Genomic DNA, 26,809 nt, shown 5'->3' on the forward strand with positions numbered 1-26,809 from the left:
ACCATTACACAATCATTACAATGTAGTACAAAAGTCGCTGGCACGAGGGGATCGCATTTGACGCAAATGTTTAATATCGACAGAAACCGCACACCAATTTATTACGAATATCGGCGTTCGGAGGCGGCCACCGAGGAAGTCGTCATTTTATTGCATGGAAACGGTCTGAATTCGCAGTCGTGGTTTCAAATTACGGATGGCTTGGCGGAGAACTACCATCTCCTGCTGCCGGATTTCCCGGGGTATGGCCGAAGTCCGTCCCAAACGAAGCTTCCTTCGTGGGAGGAGCTGTGCGAGGATTTAATAGCGCTGACCAGATATCTGGGACTGGAGCGGTATCATCTTATCGGACATGATTTGGGAGGCAATCTTGCGGTCATTTTTGCCAACCGGTTTCCCCATCTTGTCCGCACGGTTTGTTTGATTTCAACCCCTTGTTTTTTTCCGGTTGAGGAAACCCGTACCTATATCCAATTCAGGAAGAACCTTGTGCAAAAATTCGGCAAAGAGAAGCTGATCTCGCATGTGCTGCCTAACATTACGCTGCACAATCATACCGCTCAAGCATGGGGAGTCGTCTACAGCGGGCTCAGGGCATGCTCGTTGGACATGCATTTTCACTGCTGCCATTTGGTTGTGGACACCGATTGGATTTCCGAGCTCAAACGATTAAGCATGCCGGCGCTCGTGATGTCCGGCGAGAACGACTCGTTATTTACGCCGTACAGCTCATTGGTTGCCAGCGGGTTTATTCCCCGTTCGGAATACGTCAACATTCTTGATGCGTCCAACATGGTTTTTATCGACCAGCCGCAGGAAACGTTAAGGCATATAAGGCGCTTTTTAACGAAGTCCTACGGTTTCGCGGCCGAATCAAGCGATGAATTGAAACAGATCCATAAGAAAATGAAGGAAAGGTTCGCGCAGTTTCCTTTTCCACAGCCCGCTCCCGTTCTTATGATGAAATTTCTAGGTGAATTTTCCATCCGTATCAATGAGCTGCCGATGGAATACGGTTGGAACCAACGATTCGCTAAGACGCTGATTTTGTATTTAACCTTCTACAGAAAAGTATCGCGCGATCAGCTGCTTGACGATCTGTGGCCGGACAAAAACCTGCTCAGCGCTCAAAACCAGCTGCGGGTCAGTCTAAATTACTTGAAAACATTGTTCTCACAGCACGGCTGTCCTTCTATCATTACATCGGACCGTGAATATATCTCCTTGGAGGCCGACGTGCATTGCGATATTTATGAGCTGCACCGGGTACTAATGAACGACCGCATCGAAGAAAACCGGGACCGTCTGGAAGACGCCCTGTTTCGTTATGCCGAAGTGATTCGCAGCCATCATTATTTAATCGGCTATTCCGACGATTGGTCGGTGCGGTTAAAGGAGCAGATTGCCGCCCGTATGCAGCTGTCGGCTGAGCGTTTAAGCCGCTATTACGAGCAGCTGGGGGATCGGAGCATGTCCGCCGCCTTTCAACAAATGATCTGAAAGGAGCTTCAGGGCCTTGGCTGTGTCGATCAGTCTCTCAAGGCCCGTCCCTTTCGCGTCCGAACATCTGGAGCGCCTCAAATATGAGGGATCTTCACGGTCACCGTAGTTCCATAACCGATCCGGCTTTCGATCTCCACCCCGTAACCTTCTCCAAACAGCAGCTTGATGCGGTTATTAATATTGGACAGACCGATACTTTTCCCGGCCGCGCCGGTTTCCGCTTTCTCCGAATAGTCCGAATTCAGCTTCGCTTTAATACGTTCAAGCTCATCGATATGTATCCCTTTGCCGGAATCGAATACTTGAAAACATACGTCTCCGCTGGCATCTATATGGCCGCTGACACGAAGATGTCCTCCCGCGTCCATTCTCTCCAGTCCGTGATAGACCGAGTTTTCAACGATGGGCTGGAGTATCATTTTGGGTGTTTTCATGTTCAGCAGCTGTTCATCGACATGCATTTCCATCGAAAACTTATTTTCATATCGAATGGAAATAATGTTCATATAGGCCTTAATGCATTGAATTTCTTCGCTAATCAGAACAAGATCGTCTTTTTTGACGCTATATCGGAATATTTTGGACATACAAGAAGTGATTTGCGCGATTTCCTTGCTGCCGTATTCCAGTCCGATACTGCTTATGCAATTTAACGTATTATACAGAAAATGAGGATTGATTTGGCTCTGTAAGGCCGAGAATTCAGCCTGCTTTTTGCTGAGCTCCGACTCATACAGCCTCGCCTGCGTGTTGAATATATTTTTGGTCATTTCCTCCATCTTATCGATCATATTGTTAATGGCAAATGCCAAAACGCCGACTTCATTGGTTGAGCGCACCTTCACCCTAAAGCCCATATCTCTTTCACCGATTTTTCTCATATCGGCTACCAGGCCCATCACAGGCCGCGTCAGATTGTTCAAGAAAAAATACCCCATGGTCATCATACTGAGAATAATGCCGATTCCCGCTATAATACTCATATTCCGGATGGCGTTCATGTCCGTTGTTAATTCATGAACCGGAATCACGCTGACGATGCTCCATCCGTCCGCCTGCTCCAGGCCTTTTTCCTGAACGATGACGTCCTCCCCGCTGATGCTGGTTTTGACCCCGTTGGTTAAAGTGTCCCTGTCTACAGAAAGAATATCTTCGAATAAGATGCCGCGGGAATTTGCATTATTGGAGGCAATGACCTCATTTCGGCTGTTTAGTATGTATAACGTGGAGTGAGGCGTCAGCTCGGTATTTTCAACAAGCTGCTGAATTTTCTCCGTATTCACCATAACGGAAATATAGCCTGTTCGTTGCGAGAAATAAACGCCGCCAATCGACTCGATAATCGGTTCTATATAAAAGAAATACTCGCTTCCTGTTTTTTCGTCTTTTAATATATGTGTGAACGTTCCTTTTTCCGCGGACATGCGATCATTTTTATATGTATTGATAAATTGGTCATATTGATTTTTAAAGAAAATATCGCCGTTGGCCGTAGTTAAACTGTAAACTCGCCGATTTTGGTTGTCATTAATCACAATGCCGTTCACATAAGAATTAAAGGATCTCATATATTCCAATAAGTCGATAACGTAATTGCCTATATCAAAGTCCCGCTTGAAGTCATCGTCCGCAATGGTAAATTCCTGTATTTTTTTATTGTTAACAGCGATGTTCGTGCTGATTTTGATATCGTTAAACACGGAATCTATCTTTTGGCGGGTTTGTTCGATGATTTTATTCCCGTAATTGGCCGCTCTTTGCTGGGTTAAATTATAAAAGCTATAATAGAAGTAAAACTCCATGGCGGTAAATATAATGACCGAAAATAAAAATATGAGCAATATTTGATGCTTGAGCTTCAGTCTGCTGATCTGCAACTTCCCCACTCCGATCCGGCAAATCCATACCCGACCGTTAACTTTTTCTGAATCTGGTAGGAGTTACCTCGCATTGTTTCTTGAATACCTTATTGAAATAATAGTAATCCATATATCCCACTTTGGTCGCAATCTCTTCAATGGACCATTCCGTATGCTTCAACAGCTCGCAAGCTTTTTTTATTCTCAATTCGGTTACATATTCGGAAAAGGTTTTGCCCAAATTTTTCTTAAATAGCTGGCAGCAATAGACCTGGTTGATAAAAAATTGGGCCGATAAATCTCTAAGGTACAGTCTATTCTGGAAATTGTTGTCAATATATTTGATCATCTGGGCAAAATGAGAGTGGATATCTCCTTCGTTCGCAGGCTGGTCGTTCAGCTGCTTTATATATAGAAAAATATCGTATAAAAAACTGCATAAGGACTCAAAGTTTTCAAAGCGCTCCTTCAGCTCGGAGTAGTTCAGGAAATCAAGCTCCATATCTCGCAGCTCTTCGTAACAGGTGCCAAGCAATACGCTGACCACTTGATTCCATAAATAAACGACCTCTCCCATACCCAAGTTATGTTGTTTGAAGAACGGCTTAAGCCGATGAACGATGTCGTCCATGTCTTCAAAGCTTTTCTCTTGGATCATCAAGGAGATTTTATCTATTAACGGTTTGACCGTATTTATTTTGGGTTCATAGGCAAATAGACCTTCTTCTTCATGTATAAATATTTTTGACGCTGCGATATCCGCTTCCTTGATCAGCTTCGAAATAGGTTGATAGCTGTTAGAAATACTGCTGAGACCTATCGCTTTACGATCAGAACCCGTGACAACCGCAGAATCCAAGATTTTCTCCAAATCGGATTGTTGTTCACTTTTGCAAATATACAATGTCTTTTTGGACCCGAATTCAACTTCCAACGTATGACTGCTATCGAATAGCTTGAGACGGCTGTCACTCTTTTTCTCGCTATGGGAATAAACGATCATGACGCGGTAGTAACATTCGGCGGCGCTGCCGAAAAGCGGAGTCAGGCGCTCTAATTCGCTTTTATCCGTTGAGGTGAGGGCTTCTAATATAAGGTTATTTTTAATGCTTCTCTTTTTGGAAAAATGCAATGCCAGCTTCTCAATTAACGGATCTGCCAGCTCCATATCGATTGGCTTCAGAAAATAATCCAATGCGCCGAACCTTAAAGCCTCCTGTGCGTACGCAAACTCGGCGAAACCGCTTACAACAACGAATTCAACGTCCAATTCCTGCTCTTTGGTCATCCTCATCAGGTCGAGACCTGAAATTTCGGGCATTCTTATATCTGTAAAAACCAGGTCGGGACGCTTCTCGCATATAAACTCCAATGCCTTATGGGCGCTTGTAAATTGGCCTGTTATCTCGAAGCCGTATTGATTCCAGTTAAATACATTCCGTATTCCTTTGATCGCCCACGGTTCGTCGTCTACAATAATAACACTATACATAAGTACCCCCCTGAAAACCCTATTCTAGATTTTAAACCTTTGCCGGAGAGATAACAAGGCAGCCCCGAGTCCATGATGGCGAGTCCCGCCTTCATCTTTCCTTCCATCCAATTCATATAAGCCGCTGAGATGTCAACGGCCTATATGCATAGGGATGGTTACTTTTTATTCGATTGCATGGCCTTGTAGATTTTCACATTCTCATCCATAACCGCCTTGCCGCCTGCCGCCATATACTCCTCGACCAGCTTATCATACAAGCTGTCGAATTCGGCAGGCTTGCAGACGATCAGCTTATCCGTCATTTGGTTGCCCATATCCGAAAGCGTTTTGCCGTACTTAATATTGGACTCGTTCGGCGTATCGAAGAAGAAGGCCGTATAAGTATCCGTAGTATTGATTTTGTAGGATTGTTTCGCAACCTCTTCAAGTCCCGGCGCCGATGCAGCCAAAGCCTTAATGTTTTTCTCAGGGTCGCCAAGCTCCACGCCGTTTACAACCAACGTGTAATCCAGATTCAGATAACTGGTTTGCATGTTGTCCCCGGTTTGATTGATCACCTGCGGAATGCCGTCCGCCATCTTGTGATTCACGCCCTCCTGCCCGTATTGCAGGAAGAATAACACGTCGGGATTGGACATCCAGTTCAGGTACTTAATCGCCAGCTCTGCATTTTTACTGCTCTTGGGGATAAAGACATTGACTCCATTTTCGTTATAGGCGATTTTCTTATACTTGCCTTCATCATTTTTAAATGTGTCGATAGGAACAAAGTTGGCGTCAGGCGCATTTGCCTTTAAGGACTCGCTGATATTTTGCCTTAACGGGTAATCCCAGTTGGCGCTGAAGAATCCGACTTTGCCGTTTGTAACGTCGGCGTCCGCTTGCTTGGCCGTTTTATCCAAGGCAAAATCGGGGCTGATTAATTTTTCGTTATAAAGCTTGTTGAGGAACTTTAGCGCATCCTTGTTGCCTGGTCTCAGCCAGCCCGGGGCTGTCACGAATTCTTCCTCCGACTGTTTGCCCCAGAAAGATTCGGATACATTACCAAAGCTGTAATTCATCCCGGTTGCGGCCACGCCCCAAGGGATCACCCCATCCACGCCGCCGGGATTTTTATCCCTGAACGCCACTAAAGCATTGTACAGTTCATCCCTGTTGGTAGGAACCGGCATTCCCAATTTATCGAGCCAATCTTTTCTAATAAACATCCCGATCCAGGCCAGCGAAGTCCTCTTGGCGGGAATCGCCATCTGTTTCCCGTTAAACACGCCGTAGGAAAGAACGGTCTTCCCTAAATAATTCGTTAATTCCTTGCCATCCTTAGCCAGTATATCATCCAATTGCATAATGCCGTTGATTTTGGCGTATCTCGACACGGTAGCGCTGTCATAGGTAAACGAGATATCGGGAGCCTCGCCTGCCGCCATCAATACATTCAGCTTATCGATTTCTTGCGACCTCGGTACCGGAACGAATTTAACGATAGCATTGTTCGGCTTGCCGAAATGCTCGTTGATATACCTTGTCCAAGTATTGTTGTTCAAGTCCGGCTGTCCCTGGATTCCCCGGTCAAATACTTCGACCGTTAGTGTAACCGGCGGGCCGGAAGCCGCTGTATCCGTTGGTGACGGTGACTGGCTTGCCTTGGGGTCATCGCCTCCGCATCCGGCCAATGCGCTTGTTAATAGCGTCAAGACTGGCAATAAAACCAGCGTTTTTTTAGTTTTCATGTTTAAACCCTTCCTTTATCGTCGTAGTTATTGGATGAGCAAGACGTCCCTTACATCGTGATCCAGCCCGCCTGAGCGGAATATCCCCCCTTTCCATACGAAACGCCGCTGCGGTCAGCCCTTAATCGCCCCTGTCATGACACCATCAACAAAATATTTTTGAAGCTTAGGGTACGCTACTAAGATCGGGATCGTTGCAAACATGACGCTCGCCGCTTTCAGCGATTCAGGAACAATATGGGCACCGAAGCTGCCCTCGCCTTGCTGGGTATCCAGCTGTTGATTCGCCGTTATGATTTGGTACAGCTTTAATTGCATCGGATACAGGTTCTTATCGGTGATATAAAAAAGCGCATCCTGAAACCCATTCCATCGGTCCACCGCGTAAAACAGGCTTAACGTCGCTATAGAAGGCAAAGATAGCGGAAGGACAATTCGTACAAGAATCCCCAGCTCATTGCAGCCGTCGATGGCCGCCGATTCTTCCAGGCTTTCCGGAAGGGAGGAGAAAAAGGTTTTTAAGATGATCATATTGAACACGCTCATAGCGCCGGGCAAAATCAAGCTCCATACAGTGTTTGTGAGTTCCAGGTTTTTCACCAGAATATAGCTGGGGATCAATCCTCCGCTAAAATACATAGTAAAGACCATCATTGTCAAAATGGAGTTTCTTCCCTTTAACCGCTTCTTTGTAAGCGGATACGCCGCACATGCCGTTAAAAACATACAGATGGCGGTATACAAAATAGTCAGCACAATGGTATACCCCAGCGTATAGATCATCTCCATATCGCTTAAAATCGTTTTATAGGTTTCCAATGTGAAGCCTACCGGCCACAGAGAAACCTTCTGCGAAATAATTGCATTATTGGAGCTGAGAGACAGCGCAATCATATATAAAAATGGAACAAGACAAGTAATGGCGACTCCGGTTACGATGAAAATAATGAATGCGTCAACGAAATTCACTTTTTGTTTTTTGCTCAAACGTAGCACGTCCCCTCACCAAATTCCCTGTTCGCCGATTTTTTTGGCAATACAATTCGCTGCCACCAAAAACACCAGCCCTACCACAGATTGAAACAACCCGACCGCTGTTGCCTGCGAGAAGTCCCCGGACCCGATTCCTACCCTGTATACAAAGGTGCTTATCACATCGGAGTATTCGCTTACAAGAGAGTTTCCCATAACAAACGGCCGGTCAAACCCGATCGAGAGCATCCTTCCGATTTGCAGGATGAGCAAAATAATGATTGTAGGCTTAATTCCAGGCAAAGTAATATGCCATATTTTACGAAGTCTGCTGCATCCGTCCATATCCGAAGCTTCATATAATTCCTTGTTAATTCCGGTAATTGCCGCCAAATAGATGATTGTGCCCCATCCCGCGCTTTGCCAGACCCCGATCAGCACGTACATGATCAGCCAGTTCGTTTTTTGAGACAGAAACTCGATATGGCCAAAGCCAAGACCGGTTAAGACGCTATTGGCGATACCTGCCGAAGAAAACATCAGGTAGACCATGCCTCCGATAATGATCCAGGACAAAAAATGCGGCAAATATAAAATCGTTTGCGTTATTTTTTTAAACCTTGCATACCGGAGCTCGTTCAACAAAACGGCCAGTAGGATGGGAGCCGGGAAACCCGCTACCAAATCGAGAAAGTTCAATGCAAGCGTATTGATCAGAGCGCGGTAAAAGCTTTTTTGCTGAAAAATAAATTGGAAAACGTCAAGCCCGACCCACTCGCTCCCGCTAATCCCCTCAAAAATGTTATAGTCCTGAAAAGCCATCAATATCCCGTAAATGGGAGCATATTTGAATATGATCATATACGCCATGGGCAGCAGCAAGAGAAAATATAATAAAGAATCTTTTTTGATGGTTTGTGCGAAACCGTGTTTTCGTTTTTTTTCGATGATGCCGGCAGGTTCTCTATGGCCGCTTAAAACCGCTTTCACATTTATCATCCCTCTTTTTAATGAAGTTTTAACATGGTGCTGCTCCCGCTGATCCGGCCGAATTCCAATGGGAAGCTGCCTCGGATGTCATGTAAATAATTATACTCTCAGCCATGTTGAATAAAATGTAATTATTTAAAAGAATTTTGTAATAGTTTTAATTATTGAAAAAATCCCCCGCGAGTCAAACTCAGCGAGGGATTGCAATATATCGTTCCGATCCTATGAATTGCGAAATAAAACTTGATGAACCACTTGCGCAGCCTCGGCTCTTGTTGTCGTTCCTTCAGGGACGAAGACGCCTTCCGCTCGTCCGTTCAGTAAATGCAGGCCCGCTGCTGACATAACGGACGGCTTGGCCCATTCGCTAATCTGCCCTTGATCGGAGAACGCAATATTATTGGAGGATACCGCCTCGGCTCCGAATTTAACATGCCAAGCGCGCATCAGCATCGTGGCCATTTGTTCGCGTGTGATAGCCGAATCCGGACTAAACTCATGATCGCCGATTCCTTCGACGATTCCCGCTTTTGCTGCGGCTTTGACTTCGTTCGCATACCAAGCCGTACTCGGAATGTCTGCATATTCGCTCGTACCGTTCAAAGGAAGCTCCAGCATGCGCGCAAGCAGCGCGGCAAACTCGGCTCGCGTAATTTCTTTGTCTGGATAGAAGCCCTGGGAGCCTGAAGCGCTGACTATCGGTTCGGCCACCATAGACTGAAATAGTTGTCTCGCCGCGAGGTCGCCGATCGCTTGAGCGGCCCAATGCTCCTTCACATCAAAATAATTGACGTTGTATTCCAGAATAACGAAGTCTCCGCTGCCCGACATGGTAAATACCGCTTCGGTAGAATCGGAAGAACGGTTGGGCGAATGAAAGCTCAATTGCCCGTCTTCATTGACACGGTACAAGCCGAGACGCTTACCGTTAGCCTTTGGCGGTAATGGGAAATGAATTTCCGCCGTTTGGCTGCTCGTTCCGATACCGGCAGTGGAAGGATTCGAGTTCCAATCCATATGAATCATCTTGGCTGCAGGCGTAATTTGTACGGCTTGACGGTTTTGCAGCTCCGTCAGCACCTCCAGCAGCTCGTCATCCCAGATTCGGTAAGATAACGAAAGCGAGGCTTGGCTCAACTGCTCCTCCGTCATCGTCGAAGCCGCTGCTTGGAGCGATTCGGCCGGAATCGTAACCGATCCCCAGTCCAGCTGGAATGAAACTTTGGACACGTTCATCGATTTAACCGCAGAGTAAGGGAGATCCACTTGCGTCTTCCCTTCCTCTACTTGAATGACAGCGGACCCTTGGCCGTTCGCTGCAGTCAATTGCCCGGCATTCACTTTCTGAACAAATTCCTGATCGGCCTCTCCCGGCACGGTTGGAGGCACATAGCCGCCACCGCCGCCACCGCCGCCACCGCTTGAATGCGATGGTTTACCGCCTCCGGTACTACCGCCATTATTGCCGTTAGTATTATCTGCAATGACGACAAGCTCCGAGCTGGCTTCCAGTCCGTTATAGGTTACCGTGATGGTAGCGCGCCCCGGGCTGAGCGCAGACACCAAGCCATCGTTGTCGATCGCAGCTACCTGCTCATAGCTGCTGTAAAATTTTAAGCCGTCCTGGATAGCGACTAATTGGTTATTAGGGCTGTATAGTCCGAACACGGTGGCCTGACCTTTCTCCCCGACGGTTAATGGATGCAGCCCGTCCATGATGAGCGACTGAAGCTTAGGAGTATTGTCCACTTCTTCCTGCTTGGCTTGAATGAGCAGCGTGTAGCTGCTGTGGAGAGCCTGATAGGTTGCGGCGATAACCGTTTCTCCTGCTTTAAGTGCCTTCACTTTGCCGGTGGCTGCATCGAGCGACGCTACTTCCGGATTGGAATTGGTGAGCTGGAGCCCCTTGGCTGTTATTCTTCCTCCGTCGAAAAGCACAGCCGCACTGCCATCGCTGTAAGTCGCGCTCACCACTGTCTGCAGTTCGTCATCTACCGTAGAAGGCTTTAATCCCTCCAACTGAATGGACTGCAGAATTGGAATCGTTACTGGAGCAGCTTGAACCAATAACTTGTAGGAAGTCGTCAGAGAACCGAGAGACGCGGTAATAATTGTTTCGCCTTCCGCATGGGCAGTTACAGTGCCATTGGCGTCGATCGAGGCCACTTCCGGCTTGCTGCTGGTTAACAGGAAGCCGTTCACGGTTTCCTTGCTGCCGTCCGTATAAGTCGCTTCTACCACCGTACTGCGGCGCTCTCCTACCTTCATTGGCGCCAGTCCCTGCAAGCGAATCGATTCTATAACAGGCTTCGCGATAGTGAACGTACGCTCCTCGGACTTGGTCTGATTGCCGTACGAATCCTTGGCCACGGCATACCAGGTGTAGGGCTGGTTATAGGCCCGCTGATTCCAAGTGTACTCAGCCAATCCCGTATCGGAGGCAGCCGGTGTCGTCTGGATCACATTCAGCGAGCTTCCTTTTACACCGATATAGCCTGTCGCCAGTTCGATAGGCTCGTTGTTGGAATTTAACGGGATCGTATAAAATTCGTGCTTCTCCTGGAAAAAACCGTAGTTATCATTAGTAATAGGAGAATAAGGGACCATATAGATCATCTGCTTTTTCAGGTCGAAATACATCATACGAATGTAGCCGGCTCCGCCCAATGCGGCATCTTGATAGTCGTGCAGCAGCTCATATACGACTTTACCGCCAATTCGCTTTACGTTGTAATAGGCCGATTGGTTGTGACCGCATAATACCATAAAAATATTGCTGTTAGGCTGTACGATCTGCTCCATAATTTTTTTGCCGCCGTAATCATCGGTGCCGTACGTTCCGGAATACAGTAAATATTCGTGCACGGCCAGAATCGCTTTGCGGTCCTTGTATTGCTGCAGTACTTGGTTGGCCCAGTTGACCGAAGCTTGGTTGAAGCCTCCCCAGCCAATATACATAATGATGAAATCGACGCCGCCGGCCGAAATGAGATCGTAATGATTCTGATTCCAGCTGTTGTATTCGTTATAATAAGGCTTTCCTTGGAACAGCTTTCCGGCAAAGCGGAACGCCCCGAAATATTTCCCGTACAAGGCGTTGTTCATATCGTGATTTCCTTGAATGACACCGTAAGGGATGCCGGCATCCTCCAAAATTTTCATGCTGTGATCCGCATTTTGCCATTGATATTCCTGGCTCGCCGTGTTCACGATATCCCCGGTATGAATCACATACTGGATTTTTTGCGCATCCTTGTTGTCGGCAATCCACTGCGTACTGGCATCGTATGCGCCCGGAAATGACTCGGCTTCCAGCTGCGTGTCCGTCATCCAGACGAACGAAAAATCGTACTGATCGGGACCTGGTTTTTGCCCGGGAAGCATAGTATCTCTCTGCGTTGCAGCGACGTACAGCTTGGCTACTTTGGTCGTGCTGTTCACCATCGTGCTCTTATTCAACGTACCGGTCAGCTTGAAGTCGCTATTGTCGCTATTTCCGTTACGAGATGCGATGAGCTCCCATTTGCTGGTTGAATAGTTCCAGGCGTACAGCATAACTTTCTCTTTGGAATGCCCTTCCCAGGACACCTCCAGTTCGTTGATGCCGGATAAATCGTTATTGATCGTCAGGTCAAACCGTTGATACGGATAATTGGACAATGACTTGCTGCTGTAATAGCTCCCGTCCGAGGCTTTGATCCGATCCAGTGCGTCGGCAGGCAGCGCCGTTTCCGAAGTGATGGTCGCGCTGCCCGGCGGGTCCATCGAATCCGTTCGCTCATAGGCCGCATCCGTGGACATTTTACTGCCGAAGTCTTTTACAAACTGCACATTTTTCTCATAAAAGCTGACATCCATCGGCTCTCCTGTCGGCGACTTCGCCTCGACCCGAAGCGTTACATCGCCGGATTGCTGCGCTTGCTCTCCGCTTGCGCTTTCCGGAACGACGGATGGATTCAGCTTGCTGCCGTCAATCGTAAAGGTTACCGTTTTGCTCTCGATAACTGAAGGGCTGGCGTTGGAAGCCGCCTCGACGTACAGCGTATGAGCACCGCTTTTGAGCTCTTTCAAGATGGATTGAAAAGTCTTATCGTCCGCAGCGGTATTCAGCGTCACCATATCGTTGGCGTCAAGCTTATAACGAATAACGGCACTTTCGCTTGCAAGTCCGCTTAAGCTTAAGTCCGGAGCAAAGTACGTTTCTCCTTGCTTCGGCTGAAGCAGCGTCAGCTGCAGCGCATTTTTCTTTTCCGGTTGGCCGAACAGGATAAAGCGGCCGTTTTTCTTCATGCTTTTATACTCGGCCTTCACCCACGCTTCACTGCGCGCTACCTTGGAAACCCGAACCTCGTCGACGCCGCCGCGATAACCGCCGCCGGCCGCACCGGCGTCCGAGGATTTACTGATCGTTAGTGGCGCGGTTGACGTACCGCTCGTCGTGATCAACGAACCTGTGCGGGCTGCGGAATCGACCAGCACTCCGTCGCGATAAAGCTTGAGGTTATTTCCCGCTGCGTTCTTGTCATACGTCAGTGTGAAATATGTCCAGTCTGCGGTGACGGCTCCCCCGTTAAGCGCCGCTGAGCCGCTTCCGTTTTTCACAGGGTCGGCATCGTTCGTGAACAAATTCGCACTCCACTTTCCGCCGGACAGCTTCATAAAGTAAGCCTGATTCAAGCTATCTGCGCTTCTTTGTCTGGCAATAAGGGTATACGAAAGCTTGGACAATTCGTAATCGTTCGCGCGCGCCCATAAGGAAACGGTAAGCTGCTGCTCCCCGTCTCCGACATTCCCGTTTTTCGCTCTTACATAACCGCGATGGCTCTCATAATAACGGCCTACCATGTTATATCTCGGATCGTCCTTGGCGTACAGCGTGTACGAAGGTCCGCTGGAGCTTGCTCCTGCCGCCTGGCGCAGGCCGGTATTGTTATTAGCTGTCGAGTCCCGATACTGCTCGACGGCCGCAGGCTGGTAGAAATAATCCTGGATTCGTTCTCCGAAATGGTAAACGAGCAAAAAGTTCGGGTCCCACACCGCCTGTTGCCGGGAATCGCTTAACGTGCTGCCTCCGTAATACAACCAAATGCGATCCGTGCTCGAATGGCCGTGGATCAGCGGGACGTTGACCCAAACGATGCTTTCATCGTTGGGGTCCCATTTTTCCACCTCATAGCTCAGTTCCTTCGTTTGATCGTCATTGTAAAATTTCAGATCGGTCTCCGATGTGACTGTGTAGTCAATCGTTGATTTGTTCAATGTGACGGGAACGGGGAAGTCGGTCAAATCCTCCTCCCCGTCGGAGTTGTCCATCGTCAGCATGACCCGGTAGTTCCGGTCCGAATCTTTCCATGGAGCAGGCTCCGGAGCCGTGCCCGCTGCATCCGCATAAGCAGCCAAAGGGGCAAATGACCATGATAACTGACATAAGAGCATGAAGGCCACGATAACCGCACACCACTTTTTTATACGCAGCATAATTCGCAAAAAAGTCTCCTCCTACATAAAGATAGTTATTGTCTTCCGCCTATGAATTCAGCAATCTCAACATGACCTGCACCGCTTCGGCGCGTGTAGCGCGATCGTTCGGGCAAAACATTCCGTCCTCCCTGCCTTCCATCAATCCCAGCTGTGCAGAACGGTTCACGGAAGCTTGAGACCATGGCGCGAATCGATCGGCGTCGGCAAATTTGAAATCCCGGTCATGCTCTTGTTTGCCGCCTGCGCGCTCGTAAGCGCGAACCAGCAATACGGCCATTTCCTCTCGGCTGATCGTCGCTTCCGGATCAAAATGATTGCCGTCTTTGCCTTCGACTAACCCCGATGCCGCCGCTCCGCCAATATAATTCGAATACCAGGCAGCTGTCGGCACATCATGGAATGAGTTCATCGATTCCAGCGGGAGGTTCAATGATTTCACCAGCAAGGCGACAAATTCGGCTCTGGTTATAGCCTGGTCCGGGTAAAAATAATGGTTGTCAGAGCCCTCCGCCTTATGCATGGCGCTCATAATCTGAATCGAACGAAATGCCCAGTGAGCGGAAGGAACGTCGTTATAGATTTGGCGATATTCCAACACAGCGTATTTACCGCCTTCGCGCAGCTCAGCCTGGATGCCTGCATCGGTCCAATTTCCTCCGATGTACTTCATACTGCCGTCAGCAAACAATTGGTAGACGCCGAGCAGTTGTTGATCCGCATTGGCAGGCACTAGGAATATGACCTGCACCGGCTCATTCCAATGAGCAATCGGTCTGTCCTGTCCATCAGCGGATTCGACAGCGATCTTAACGTCGTACACCGGCGAAATCGGGTTCAGTTTGGCATTGGAGAAAGCTTCGGCACGACCGATCAGAGCATCTCCTAACGGACCGGAAACGATCGGCAGCGATATCGCAATTCGCGCTTGATTCTTGTCGTCTACACCATCGATCGGCGCCGTTTGCAGCAGTTTGCCCGGCACGTGCAGAATCAGACCCTTTTGCTCCAGATGGAGCAGTTGGTTACCGAGAAGCTCTCCGGCGTTAACCGGAAGCGTCACTTTGGATACATCCGTTCCGAGGGATATGGAAGCACCCGATAACGCCTGTTGTACATCCGCTTCACTCAGTTCCATGATACCGTTACTAACGTTCGTACCCGAAGTGCTTGAATCGCTGCCGCCACCACCGCTTCCATGGCTGCCTGAGCCGCTGCCGCCGGAAGAACCGGAAGAGTCATCGTCCCCGCTGTCGCCGGGATCGGCGCCTTGTTCCGCTTGGACAATAATTGTCAGTTGTGCCTTCAAGTTCTCATACGTAGCCGTTAATACCGTATTGCCCTGCATCAAACCGGTCAGCTTGCCCGGCCCGTCCAGACGCAGCAAGGAGGAGTCTGCTACCGTCCATTGCGCCGATTCCGTTACGGACAGCGCAGTATCGTCGTTATATACGGCTTCTAAAGCGTATACCGCCTGTTCCCCTACGTTGACGCTCCGGGTACCTGTCAAGCGAAGCGATTGCAGCTGCTTAACCGGTTCCGTCGGAAGCTCCGGGTCCTTCTGAGTTTTCACAACCGTAGAGAACTGCGCGTTAAAGCCTTGATAGGATGCTTTGAAAGTAACAACGCCCGTCTTCGCCCCATAGACGGCTCCCGTTACGGAATCGATTGTCGCGATGTCGGTATTGTCGCTGGAGCAGAGGACGTCCCGACTCAGCACGATGGACGACTGGTCATTGTATACCGCTCGGACGACCGTATTCGCGGTTTCGCCGACTAACAAGACGGACGGTCCTTTAAATAACAACGATTCCATCTGAGGCTGATCCGGATCGACTGCCGGCTTGTCCGGCATGACTCGGATCAACCAGTCGGCCTGCAGACCGTTCCATGCCGCATGCAGCACAGCTTCACCCGGCGCTACAGCATGCACAACGCCTTGATTGTCGACGGCTGCCGTCTCGGGCTGATCCGAACTGTATGCTACGCCGGAGGTTAGAATTTCATTCGCGCCCTCTTTATAAAAAACTTTTGTCAGCAAAGCGCTCGTCGTCCCTGCTTTCATCTCAACAGGCCCATCAAGCGCGATATACTGCGCTGCCGGCTCTTTGACCGTAATGGTAACGTCCGCAGTATACATGCCGTATTGAGCCGTTAACTTTGCCGTTCCTTTACTCAGCGGTGTAATTAGACCCGAGCCCGAGATCGAAGCTACCGCAGGATTCAAGCTTGTATAGATAACGCCTTGCTCAAGCTCGCTTTCTGCGCCGCCGGCCGTTTTCTTCTTAACGACGGCTTGTCCGGCTTGACCTACGGTCCATTCGGCCGGAATGTCCCACCGCAATGCTGCGACATCTTCAGGATGGCTGCCTGTCAAATAAGCGTTGTACAAGGTCAGCACGTCGGCTGCGGCAAACACTTTGCTGTACAGCTGCACAAATCCGATTTTTCCTTTCAAATAACCGGATGCTCTTCCCGAATAGTCAATGGAAGCCCCGATTCCCAGATCCGCCTTGGCCGAACCGCCGATCGCGCCGGCTCTGGACTGGCTGCCCGCTTCCGCTCCGTTAAGATACAGCTTGGCCGTCAACCCGTCGTAGGTCGCTACGGCATGGTAGATTTTGTTAGCCTCCAGCGCCGGGGTGCTTTCGACGATGACATACGATCCTGCCCCGCCGAGCATATCCCATACATAAAACCAGGCTTCCAGCTTCCTCGTAATCGGATTATATTGCAGAGCATAATCGGACTGGTTGTTCTTGGCCACGATCGTCTGCGCGCTGTACAAGTCTTCCAAGGAAAAAGAAGTGACAATGGACATATATTCCGGGCTCAACGCCGATTGATGCGGAACCTGGACATAAGAACCGCTGCCGTCCAGCGACAAAACGTTCTTGCCGAAGATCGGGTTATAACTCACTCCGGCCGAACCGATTGAAAGTCCGTCATGATGCCCCGGGCCGCTGTCCTCCGAAGCGGATTGTTCAAAGCGATAGTCCAGCAAATCCGCCTGTTCATCCGCGCCGGCCATAATATTTCCGGGCACGAGGTAGGTTGTGGCAAGAATCGGCGCCGCCCAGCGTCCCGTCGTTACACCCGCTTCGATATTAACCGTATAGCTACTGCCGGGACGCAGCGCCTTCAGACTGAATTGCCGGTCGTTCGCCGGAACGGTCGCTATGACTTGACCGTCAATGGAAATCCGGTATTTATCGACTCCCAGAACGTCAACCGCCTCCGGCCACGAAAGCAGTACTCCGCCATCCGCCTTCCTTTGAACGTCGATTTGCGTTCCATTCGGCCACAACGTGTCAACCGGTCGTTTCAGCTTGGTTGTTACTTCCAAGTAAGAGGCATAGGAGCCTGCCGTATTTTCCTTACTGTACACGTTCACCGTATAATCGCTGCCTGCTTCCTTCAGCGCCACGCTGACCAGCTTATTCGCGGACAGACGGGCTTTGGCATACGATGTGATGTCATATTCACGCCATTGCAGCTTATTATTGAATGAGATAGTCTGAATACTGTCGCCCATAGCGGGCATGTTGTTATAGGTGACGGTGCCTTCCTTCCAGCTATCGTCGGAAATCCCAAAGGCCGTTATATCCTGAAGCGTGGCATCCGAAGCTCGCGAATCCGCGATAGCTCCGTACAGCTTAAGCTTCACCGATTCAATATCGTCCGCATCTTCCCTCTTGATGCCGCTCAAATTGTATTTCAGGAAACCGTAGCGCAGATAATTGTCGACGGACGTGCTGTTCTTAATGTTAATTATGGATTGGCTGCCGTAATTGCCGGTTCCCGGATTGCCTTGCACAAAAGTGTCGTCCGTTGCGTAAGCGAAGATCTTGCCGCTGTCATCCGGCACGGACGGTGCCGTTACTGTGATTTTACATGTTGCGGTAACTCCGCCACCGGTCACGGTTACACTCGCGGTACCTGCCGCTAACCCGGTAATGACCGCTTTATTTCCGTCGGGCTCTATCCGACCGATGCTTGGATTGTCAATAGTCCAATGCAGTGATGCATTCGGCGTATCGGCGGAAGCTTCAAGTGCAACCGTTTCTCCGACGGTCAGGTTCGCTTGCTCGAAGTTTAATCCGATGCCCGGCACTCTGTAGCTGATCGAGGGTCCGTTAGACGTCAGATTGCCCAGACGATCCATCGCCTCTACCCGAAAAACAGCCGATTCTCCTGTCGCGAAACCGTAGGCGGTATACGTATTCGTCGAACCGTCTACGGAAGCCAGTAAATTATTGTTTTTGTATATCATGTATTGGGTTACGCCCGCGCTATCCCCTGCAGCATTGACCGTTGCCGAAGGCCACGTCAGTTGATATCCGTTAGGGTCGACAGGGGCTCCGGTCAGTGAGCTGTTCGCTGGCCAGCTTGGAGCATCGTTGTGATTCAGGGTCGACTTGATGTTGTACAATAACTGAACTTCATCATTATTGAGTGCTTTGGCGAAGATGCGGAAATCATCAAGCTGCCCTTTGAATGGAATGTTTTGCTTGCCGTCTACCCCAATGTTCAGGTTTAAGATCGTTGCCGGATCGATCGTGCCCGCACCGGCGATGCTGATCGTTTTTTTCAGGACATTGTCCATGTAAAAGGCGGCATTCCCGGTGCGATTATGCGAAACGACGATATGATGCCATTGGTTATCGTCCACGATCAGCTGAATGGGGCTGCTGTTATTCAAGCTGGACTTGTGCAAATCCATCCGCGCCAAGTTGGCGCCCTTGTAATTCCACGTCAAATAGTGGTTATATACCCCTATTTCCCAGCCTTGATTGCCGCCGCCCGACCAATCCTTGTTGGAGATGATGGTAGCATCGGCTGTCCCGATAACCGAGCTGTCGGCTTTCATCCAGAAGGAGACCGTGAAATCTTGGGCGGCACCGAACCTGAATTTACTGCTGCTATTATTGTAATCGGGAATGTTCACATATCCGCCCTGCGTCGTATCGATGGCTTGATCTCCGATCGTACCGGCCGTATACGTCAATGCGTTTTTCACCGTGCCGTTATTCCGGTTGCCTGAAGCGTCAAGCGCATTGCTCTCGAACGGCAAATATAAGATTTGCTTATCGAACAAATCCGTATCGGTTGAAACGGCGTAGGCCGAAGGCATCCGGTCGTCACCATAGATAAACAACAGGAACACCGCGGCGAAACAAAAAATGGATGCAAACAGCGTCATTTTGATACGGGGCATGAAGGGAAGGCCTCCTTATAGGATGTAATATTTAAATACAGAGCTTCGCAGCTGTATTTCGGAAGAAGCTACGTCCTCCTCTGCCAAGCATCCGTCCTGCTCAGCAAACGCTGGGACCCATATTCATAGCCTAGTCTGACGATGATATTCGCAAGCATAATAAGGCTGGCCATAGCTGCCGCAGCCGCCACGTCACCCGCATCGTCCATATTGACGATGGAAACCGAAGCCAGCTTGAAATCGGGCGAATACAGAAAGACGACAGCCGAAATGGTTACCATGGAATTGACAAAATAATACACGCCAATTTCCAATAGAGCCGGAAGCGATATCGGTACCGCAACACGGAAAAACAGGCGGTAAACCGGCACGCCCATCGATTCCGAAACGATTTCATACTCTTTATCCAACCGCTTCAGCGATGTTGTTGCGGTAACGAACGACACGGAATAAAAATGGACGATATTCGCCAGCACAACAATCCAGATCGTTCCGTATATTCCATGTAAAGGGTTCTCCGGACGGTTGAAGAAAAAAATATATCCGAGCCCGATAACGAGTCCAGGCAAGGCTAACGGAAGCAAAGAGATAAAGTAACCGATTTGCCGGACGCCCTTCCAGATCCTTACCTTCTCGATAAGATAAGAATGTACAAACGCAATGACCGTACCGAGGACGGCGGTTAGCAGCGCAACGAGCAGACTGTTCCAGAACGGAGTCAACCCGCCGGCCGATACGTTGGAGAAATCGTAATGTTTCGGCGTAACGCTCAAATCATACGGCCACACCTTAACGAAGGAGGCGAAGAGCACCGTAAGAAGCAATACCGCGATGCCTGAAGCGATAATCGTGCAATAGACCGTATAGATTACATCGCGCAGCCGGTTAGGCTTGATTTGATAGGGAGTCGATTTCACGGATACCATGGTATTCTGCTTGCGCTCTACGAACCGGTCGATGAAAAAGGCCGCTATAGCGGGAATCGTCAGCAGGATGCCGATCACCGCGCCCATGGACATATTTTGCTGTCCTATAACCTGTTTATAGATGTCCGTCGGCAGTACGTTGTACTGGCCTCCTACGACCTTGGGCGCTCCGAAGTCGGTAAAGCTAAGGGTCAAGCAAACGAAGAGCGAGCCGATCAACCCGTATTTCATTTGAGGCAGCGTGATGGTGAGGAACTGCTTCCACTTCCCGGCTCCAAGCGTTTCCGATGCTTCGTACAACCGGTAATCCGCTATGGAGAACGATACCATGAGAATCAGAAACGCCTGCGGAAACGTATAAATGATCTCGGATATAATAATCCCCGTGCTTCCGTACAGCTGAATATTCCAGCCTGGCAGCAAACCGAACAACCCTGTAGTCACCAAACCCTGATTGCCGAATAAATAGGTCAGAGCAATCCCGTGCATCATCGTCGGCGCAAACAAAGGCAGCAGCGCGATGTAACGGAACCATCTGCCGCCCGGTATCCTCGCGCGCGTCAACGCATAAGCGTAAAAAAATGCACCCCCTACGGAAATCAAAGTCGTAATAAGCGAAACGTAGATCGAATGCCCGGCCGATCTTGACAATGCAGGAGTAGATAAATATTTGGCAAAATGGGCAAGCCCGACCCATTCCTCCTGTTGATTGTGAAATGCCTTTACAAATAAATCGCCCAAAGGCAGCAGAATAGAAACCGTCATGATGACAAGCATACCGATCAGCAAAAACCGGATGTACCATCCTTCGAATCCGGCGCGCTGCCTTGTCTTCCGTGTAAATAACATGCTACGTGTACTCCTCATTTACTTGCCGCCGTTTCCAGCAGCTCCATGTCCAGCTTCACTTGATCTTGGAACATAATCAGGTTTTCTTCCGGAATAACGACCATAAATTTGTCGCCTTGATTCAGCTTCAGATGGCGGAATTCTTCAACCGGCACATCGATCTTGAGCGCTTGTCCTGCGTCGATTCGCTGGCTGCTCAGCACGGTCTGCACCGTAATCCGGTAAAACGAACCGCGAAATTCAATAAATTTCAGAACGACATGAATGCCGCCTTCCATAGGCTTCGATACGATTAGAATATGCTCAGGCCGGACCGATAACAAGCATTCATTCTTGAGTTCGCTTCTCGGGTCCGGTTGCCGATGGATAAAATTCATAGTCCCAATAAAATCGGCGACAAAAGGCGTCCTCGGCCGATCATAAATTTCCTCCGGCGTGCCGATCTGAATGACTTCGGCATGATTCATGACAATGATCCGGTCGGCCATCGTGAGCGCTTCTTCCTGGTCATGAGTGACCATGACCGTCGTAATGCCAAGCCTTTTCTGCAGATCGCATATTTCCTGCCGCAGCTTATGGCGCACCTTGGCGTCTAACGCAGATAACGGCTCATCGAGCAACAGCATATCCGGCGATAACGCGATAGCTCTCGCCAACGCAATACGCTGCTGCTGACCGCCGGAAAGCTGGGAAGGATAGCGGTCTCTGGCCTGGCTAAGACCGACCATCTCCAGCATTTCCTCCACTTTCCCGTGAATCTCCCGCTTGGTCATTCCTTTTCCCTTCAAACCGTAGGCAATATTCTCATATGCCGACAGATTGGGAAACAAGGCGTACGATTGGAATACGATGCCGAATTTGCGGTTGGCGGGGGATACATAAGTCATATCCTTCCCGTTCATAACGACCGAACCGGAATCGGGCGATTCCAGTCCGGCCAGGATTCGGAGCAGCGTCGTCTTACCGCAGCCGCTCGGTCCCAGAAGGCAAACGAACTCTCCTTTTCGGATGCCGATGTGGATTTGTTTTAGAGCATCAAATGTACCGAACGATTTGCTTACCTGATTGATCTTCAAATAGTCTGACATCATGTCCTACCTCTCATTTGCGGCTAAACGGATTACTTTTTACCTTCGCTCTTCGAGTCGTAACGTTTTTGCCATTCGTTAAGAATGCCGTCGCGTTCTTTGGCCATCGAATTCAAGTCGTTTTTAATCAACTGTTTCACCGGATCTTTCTCGTAGCCTTCAGGAATTTGGCTGCTGTCGCTCTTTACGCTGAGAATCGCATAGTTTTTGTTATACTCCTTCATGGCATCTTCGCTGATCGCCCAATCGAGGAATTCCTTGGCAATCGGCTTGAGCGCCTTCTTCTTAATGAGTCCGTTGGCTTCCACATCCCAGCCGGAGCCTTCTTTAGGGAAGACGACTTGAACGGGAGCCCCGCCTTTCTTCTCGGTAATACCGCGATAGCCGAAAGAAATCCCGATCGGGTATTCGCCGGTGCCCGCCATCTTGGAAGGTTTGGAGCCGGATTGCGTATACATGCCGATATTGTCGTGCAGCTTGTCCATAAACGTCCAGGCTTTGTCTTTACCCATTAACTGCACCAGCGCGCTGACGGTCAGGAAGCCTGTGCCCGAGGCGGCCGGATTCGGCATCGTAATTAACCCTTTATACTCCGGCTTCACCAGATCCTCATACGATTGCGGGATAGGCAGATTACGTTTTTCCATCTCCTTGGTATTTACGACGAATGCCGTCTCCCAAGCATCGATACCGACCCAAGCCGGCGGATTCGCCGTATCTTTAAACTCCGGAACGACGCGTTCCACCCCTTTTGGCGCATAAGGCTCCAGCATACTGTTTTGATTCAGCACAAGCAGACTGGTTGCAGCCGTACCCCAGACGACATCGGCCTGCGGATTGTCTTTCTCGGCCAGTAATTTGGCGGTAATTACGCCGGTGGAGTCGCGAACGATATTGATTTTAAGATCGGAGTGGGCTTTCTTGAATGTTTCCAAGTACGATTTGATTTGGTCATCTTCCAGCGCCGTATAAATCGTCAGCTCTTTGTTGTTGACTGCCGCTTGTCCTGCGTCCGCCTCTCCCGGTTTGCCCGATGTTGTGGTTTTGTTGGTGCCGCATCCCACAAGAAGCGATGCCAATAATGTTACTGCAACAGAAAACTTAACTACTTTTTTCATGGACGATATCTCCCTTTTCTTGGCTTAATGTCATTTTCTTTTCAACTTAACTGTACTCCAGTTTTGTTAACGGAGCGTCATTTCTATGTAAACAAATGATTAATTTTGTTGATTGTTCTGTATGATTGTTGTTGTTTGTTGTATTTATTTTATGTAAACTCACATGCTTATCCATGAAAAAAACCATACAGTGTAAGCACCGTATGGTTGCGACCTATCGCGATCTATGCAGCTTTTTATCCGGGACTGATATTGAAATCGGAGGACAAAGGCGAACGCTAACGCTTTTCTGGATTCAAATGGCCCCTCCGCTCTTTTTTCACCACGCTTTTAAAGCTTCACCGGCTTTTTGAGGCGAATCGATTCATAGGCGGCCAGCGCAATTACCGTTGAATGGTACCCGTCCTCCCCGGTAATCGAAACAGGTCTTCCTTCTTGTAAGCAGGTAATAAAATCGTCAATCAGCAGTTCATCTTTATTATCGCCCCAATAGCTCCACTCCGCATAACCGCCCGCTTCACTGTATATTTCGTTGATTTGGGCAAAATAATCGATCGAGATCACACCGTCGGTTCCGACGATTTCCATCGTCAAATCCCGTTTATACGGAAATGCGCGTGTTCGCGACCAGCTCGCATCGAGGGCGGCAATCACTCCGTTGGCGAATTTAACGTGGACCATTCCTGCATCGTCGATATCGACGCCATGGAACAAGCTGCCTGCTTCCGCATATACTTCTACCGCCTTGGAACGAAGCATCCAGTTCAATAAATCCATGACATGCACCGTATGGTCGATAATCGAACCGCCTCCCGACAATTCCCGGTCGTTGAACCAACCGCCTATCATTTCCCCTTTATTCGTAGCTTTAACAGCCGCTACCCGGCCGATCTCTCCCCGTTCGATAGCTTGTTTTGCCTCAATCACCATGGGAATATAACGGTTGGGAAACGATGTCATGAGCTGCACGCCGTTTTCCTTGCACGCTTCGATCATCCTGCGCATTTCCTCCACGGAAATACCTAAAGGCTTTTCGCATAATACATGCTTTTTTTGTTTCGCCGCCTCTATCGTCAGCTCTGCGTGCCTGGAGTTTTCGGAGCTAATAATGACCGCATCGGCGTCGCTTGCCAGCAGCTCGCGATAATCCGCATAGTAAGGCAGACCGTACTGCCGAATAAACGGCTCTACCCGCTCCTTGTTTTCGTCGGCGATGCCGATCAGCTCTATATCATTGCGCTGCATCAATGCCTGCAAGTAGCTGACTGCATGCAGGTGAGCAAAGCTGATCATTCCTATCTTCAAACTACGCATTGTCCCCGCCCCCTCTCCGGCCGCCGCTGCTCGCGCTTGAAGCATCAGCGGGTGCGCACGATACCGGCTCTACCGGCAGTCCGGTACGTATGGATTGAGAGGCCGCCCATGCCAAATTCATCGTTTCAAGCGCATCCTCCGCAGCCGTCACCGGCTCCCTGCCTTCCTTAATGCAGTCCAGCAAATGAAGAAGATCGGCATATTCCGGATTGCGGAACGATGGGCTGAATCCGCGATGTCCCGGATGTACCTCCGCCTCCGCATATTTATACAGATGCAGTGCGTCCGTTTTGCGGCTATCGTAACGGATCACGCCTCCCGAACCGGCATATTCGGCGGCTGAGGCGTATTCTCCGGGATACCCCCAATACGCTTCCAGATTCGCAATCGCTCCGTTCCGAAACTTGATAGTCGCCAGGATATAGTCGAGCCGCTCCGAGGCCGTCCGCATGGCATATACCGATGCCGCTTCTCCGGCAATCCAGCGGAGAATGTCGATATCCTGCAGAGCCAGCCGATACAATGCGCCTCCCGGCCGCTCCTCGCCCTGATCCTCCCGCAGTCCGCCTGTCCAACGAATCCCGCTTGCCCATGCCGCCTCGGTTAAGCCCGGCTCGAACGCATGAGAACGGCAGGCATGCCGCCGCTGTTCTTGATCTTCCGGTAGCAACGTCAACGGGCAATAGCGCTTCACGTTGATCACCCCGAGACTGCCGATGGTCCCGGCTGCGATTCGCTTCCGCAGATCCGTATTGTGATGAGCAAATCGCCCCGGATTTGTGAATAACAATCGGCTTCGGGACGTCCGGGCCGCGAGCATCTCCTGAAGCTCCTCCGGCCGGCAAGCTGCCGGCATTTCGGTTATTACATGATAGCCCGTCTCCAGCGCATGAAGTATGTTCCGTCGTCGGCTATCCGAAGCGCCCGTAAAGACAAGTACGGAGCCCGGCGGCAACGATTCAATCAGCGCTTCAAACGCTGAGAAAACGCGGCATCCGCATTGCTCCGCCAGCTCCGCGGCCGCTTCGCCGTTCTCGCCGCAGATACCGGCGACTTCGGCTTGCCCCGTTGCCGACAGATGCTGCGCATACCGCTTCCCGGTTGCGCCGGCTCCGATCATCGCTATGTTGATCATAATCCGCCTCCTAAGCTTCAGTTTGTGCAGACCCGGCTTCGGCCGGTCATAACGACACGGCTTGCCCGGTTTCCGCCGAAGCGTAAATCGCCTCCAGTATTTCCTGTACGACCAGCGCCTGCTCCGGTTTGACGACCGGCTCGCCGCCGCTGAGGATCGCTTCGATCCACAGCCGCGCCTCCAGTTCCGCCGGACTTTCTTCATGGGTTTGATAGAACGGAATTCCCTTCGGCTGAAGATGAATTTGCGTCGTATACAGTCTTCCGTATTTCTCGCCGTTGATCGTCAATCCGTCCCACATATCGGCGCCGGCTTGGGTTCCGCATAAGGTGACCTTCGCCGTTCCTTCGCGGACGATGTTTAACGCCCAGCTGGCCTCCAGAGTCACGGTTGCGCCGTTCTCCATCGTGATCATCGCCAGCGCGGAGTCTTCAACGGTGAATTGTGCGGGGTCCCACGATCCGTAAGGGTTAGCCGCATTCGCCTGTTTGCCGAGCTGATGAAACGCGCTGCCCAGCACCGTTCGGGGCTTATAGTTGTCCATCAGCCATAGCGTCAGGTCCAATGCATGGGTGCCGATATCGATCAGCGGTCCGCCGCCCTGCGTCTCCTTATCGAGGAACGCGCCCCATGTCGGGACGCCCCGGCGGCGCAGCGCATGGGCTTGGGCCATATAAATATGCCCCAAATCGCCGCTGCGGCACATCTGATACAAATATTGCGAATCGGGACGATAGCGGTTGTTATAGCTGATCGTCAGCTTCTTGCCCGAGCGTTTGGCCGCCTCGACCATTCGCTTCGCATCGGCCGTTGTTCTGGCCATCGGCTTCTCGCACATGACGTGCTTGCCTGCCTCCAACGCCGCTATCCCGATCTCCGCATGCGAATCGTTGGCGGTACAAACGTGAACGACATCAACCGTGCGATCCTCGAGCAGACGGCGGTAATCCGTATATACTTTGGCATCGGCCGCCCCGAACGTGCGAGCGGCCTGACGGGCCTTATCCTCCGTTCGGTTGGCGAAGGCGGCCAGACGGACTTGTGGCAATTTGGCCAGACTCGGCATATGCTTCGCAGTTGCAATCCCTCCGCAGCCGATAATGCCGATTCGCAGCTCTTCTCCCATGGCATGAA

The 26,809-nt window shown here is 50.2% G+C and carries 14 protein-coding genes; 1 reads left to right on the top strand and 13 read right to left on the bottom strand.

Annotation, left to right across the window (positions count from 1 at the left end):
• Positions 1-66: 66 nt before the first annotated feature.
• Positions 67-1,500, top strand: a complete 1,434-nt coding sequence (locus tag SK3146_RS08070; RefSeq protein WP_249866222.1) for an alpha/beta hydrolase — start codon at positions 67-69, stop codon at positions 1,498-1,500.
• Between the two features lie 77 nt (positions 1,501-1,577).
• On the opposite strand, the gene SK3146_RS08075 is transcribed toward SK3146_RS08070, so the two are convergent.
• From SK3146_RS08075 to SK3146_RS08135, 13 genes are all read right to left on the bottom strand, one after another.
• Complete coding sequence (locus tag SK3146_RS08075) at positions 1,578-3,380, bottom strand: sensor histidine kinase (protein WP_434006865.1); 1,803 nt, start codon at positions 3,378-3,380, stop codon at positions 1,578-1,580.
• 37 nt (positions 3,381-3,417) lie between these two features.
• Positions 3,418-4,854 (bottom strand): response regulator transcription factor, encoded by a 1,437-nt coding sequence (locus SK3146_RS08080; protein WP_249864599.1) that lies wholly within the window; start codon positions 4,852-4,854, stop codon positions 3,418-3,420.
• Positions 4,855-5,012: 158 nt separating this feature from the next.
• Positions 5,013-6,587 carry an extracellular solute-binding protein gene (locus tag SK3146_RS08085; protein ID WP_249864600.1) on the bottom strand — a complete coding sequence of 525 codons (1,575 nt, stop codon included), beginning with the start codon at positions 6,585-6,587 and terminating at the stop codon, positions 5,013-5,015.
• Between the two features lie 114 nt (positions 6,588-6,701).
• Entirely contained in the window at positions 6,702-7,574 is an 873-nt protein-coding gene (locus SK3146_RS08090; RefSeq protein ID WP_434006866.1) for a carbohydrate ABC transporter permease, read from the bottom strand.
• A 15-nt stretch (positions 7,575-7,589) separates the two neighbouring features.
• Complete coding sequence (locus tag SK3146_RS08095) at positions 7,590-8,429, bottom strand: ABC transporter permease (RefSeq protein ID WP_249864602.1); 840 nt, start codon at positions 8,427-8,429, stop codon at positions 7,590-7,592.
• Between the two features lie 342 nt (positions 8,430-8,771).
• On the bottom strand, positions 8,772-14,027 hold the full coding sequence (locus SK3146_RS08100) for a DUF2341 domain-containing protein (protein WP_249866223.1): 5,256 nt from the start codon (positions 14,025-14,027) through the stop codon (positions 8,772-8,774).
• Between the two features lie 49 nt (positions 14,028-14,076).
• Complete coding sequence (locus SK3146_RS08105) at positions 14,077-19,245, bottom strand: LamG-like jellyroll fold domain-containing protein (RefSeq protein WP_249864603.1); 5,169 nt, start codon at positions 19,243-19,245, stop codon at positions 14,077-14,079.
• 68 nt (positions 19,246-19,313) lie between these two features.
• Positions 19,314-21,020, bottom strand: coding sequence for a putative 2-aminoethylphosphonate ABC transporter permease subunit (locus SK3146_RS08110; protein WP_249864604.1), 1,707 nt, complete (start codon positions 21,018-21,020; stop codon positions 19,314-19,316).
• Between the two features lie 14 nt (positions 21,021-21,034).
• Entirely contained in the window at positions 21,035-22,108 is a 1,074-nt protein-coding gene (locus SK3146_RS08115) for a putative 2-aminoethylphosphonate ABC transporter ATP-binding protein (protein ID WP_249866224.1), read from the bottom strand.
• A gap of 32 nt (positions 22,109-22,140) precedes the next feature.
• A complete protein-coding gene (locus tag SK3146_RS08120) occupies positions 22,141-23,226 on the bottom strand; it encodes a putative 2-aminoethylphosphonate ABC transporter substrate-binding protein (RefSeq protein ID WP_249864605.1) in 1,086 nt (361 codons plus the stop codon).
• A 330-nt stretch (positions 23,227-23,556) separates the two neighbouring features.
• Positions 23,557-24,540 carry a Gfo/Idh/MocA family protein gene (locus tag SK3146_RS08125; RefSeq protein WP_249864606.1) on the bottom strand — a complete coding sequence of 328 codons (984 nt, stop codon included), beginning with the start codon at positions 24,538-24,540 and terminating at the stop codon, positions 23,557-23,559.
• Positions 24,533-25,675, bottom strand: coding sequence for a Gfo/Idh/MocA family protein (locus SK3146_RS08130; RefSeq protein ID WP_249864607.1), 1,143 nt, complete (start codon positions 25,673-25,675; stop codon positions 24,533-24,535). The genes SK3146_RS08125 and SK3146_RS08130 overlap by 8 nt, the downstream gene beginning before the upstream one ends.
• Before the next feature lie 46 nt (positions 25,676-25,721).
• Positions 25,722-26,801, bottom strand: a complete 1,080-nt coding sequence (locus SK3146_RS08135; protein WP_249864608.1) for a Gfo/Idh/MocA family protein — start codon at positions 26,799-26,801, stop codon at positions 25,722-25,724.
• Positions 26,802-26,809: the final 8 nt, after the last annotated feature.

This window comes from Paenibacillus konkukensis (assembly GCF_023523925.1).
Lineage (GTDB): Bacteria > Bacillota > Bacilli > Paenibacillales > NBRC-103111 > Paenibacillus_S > Paenibacillus_S doosanensis.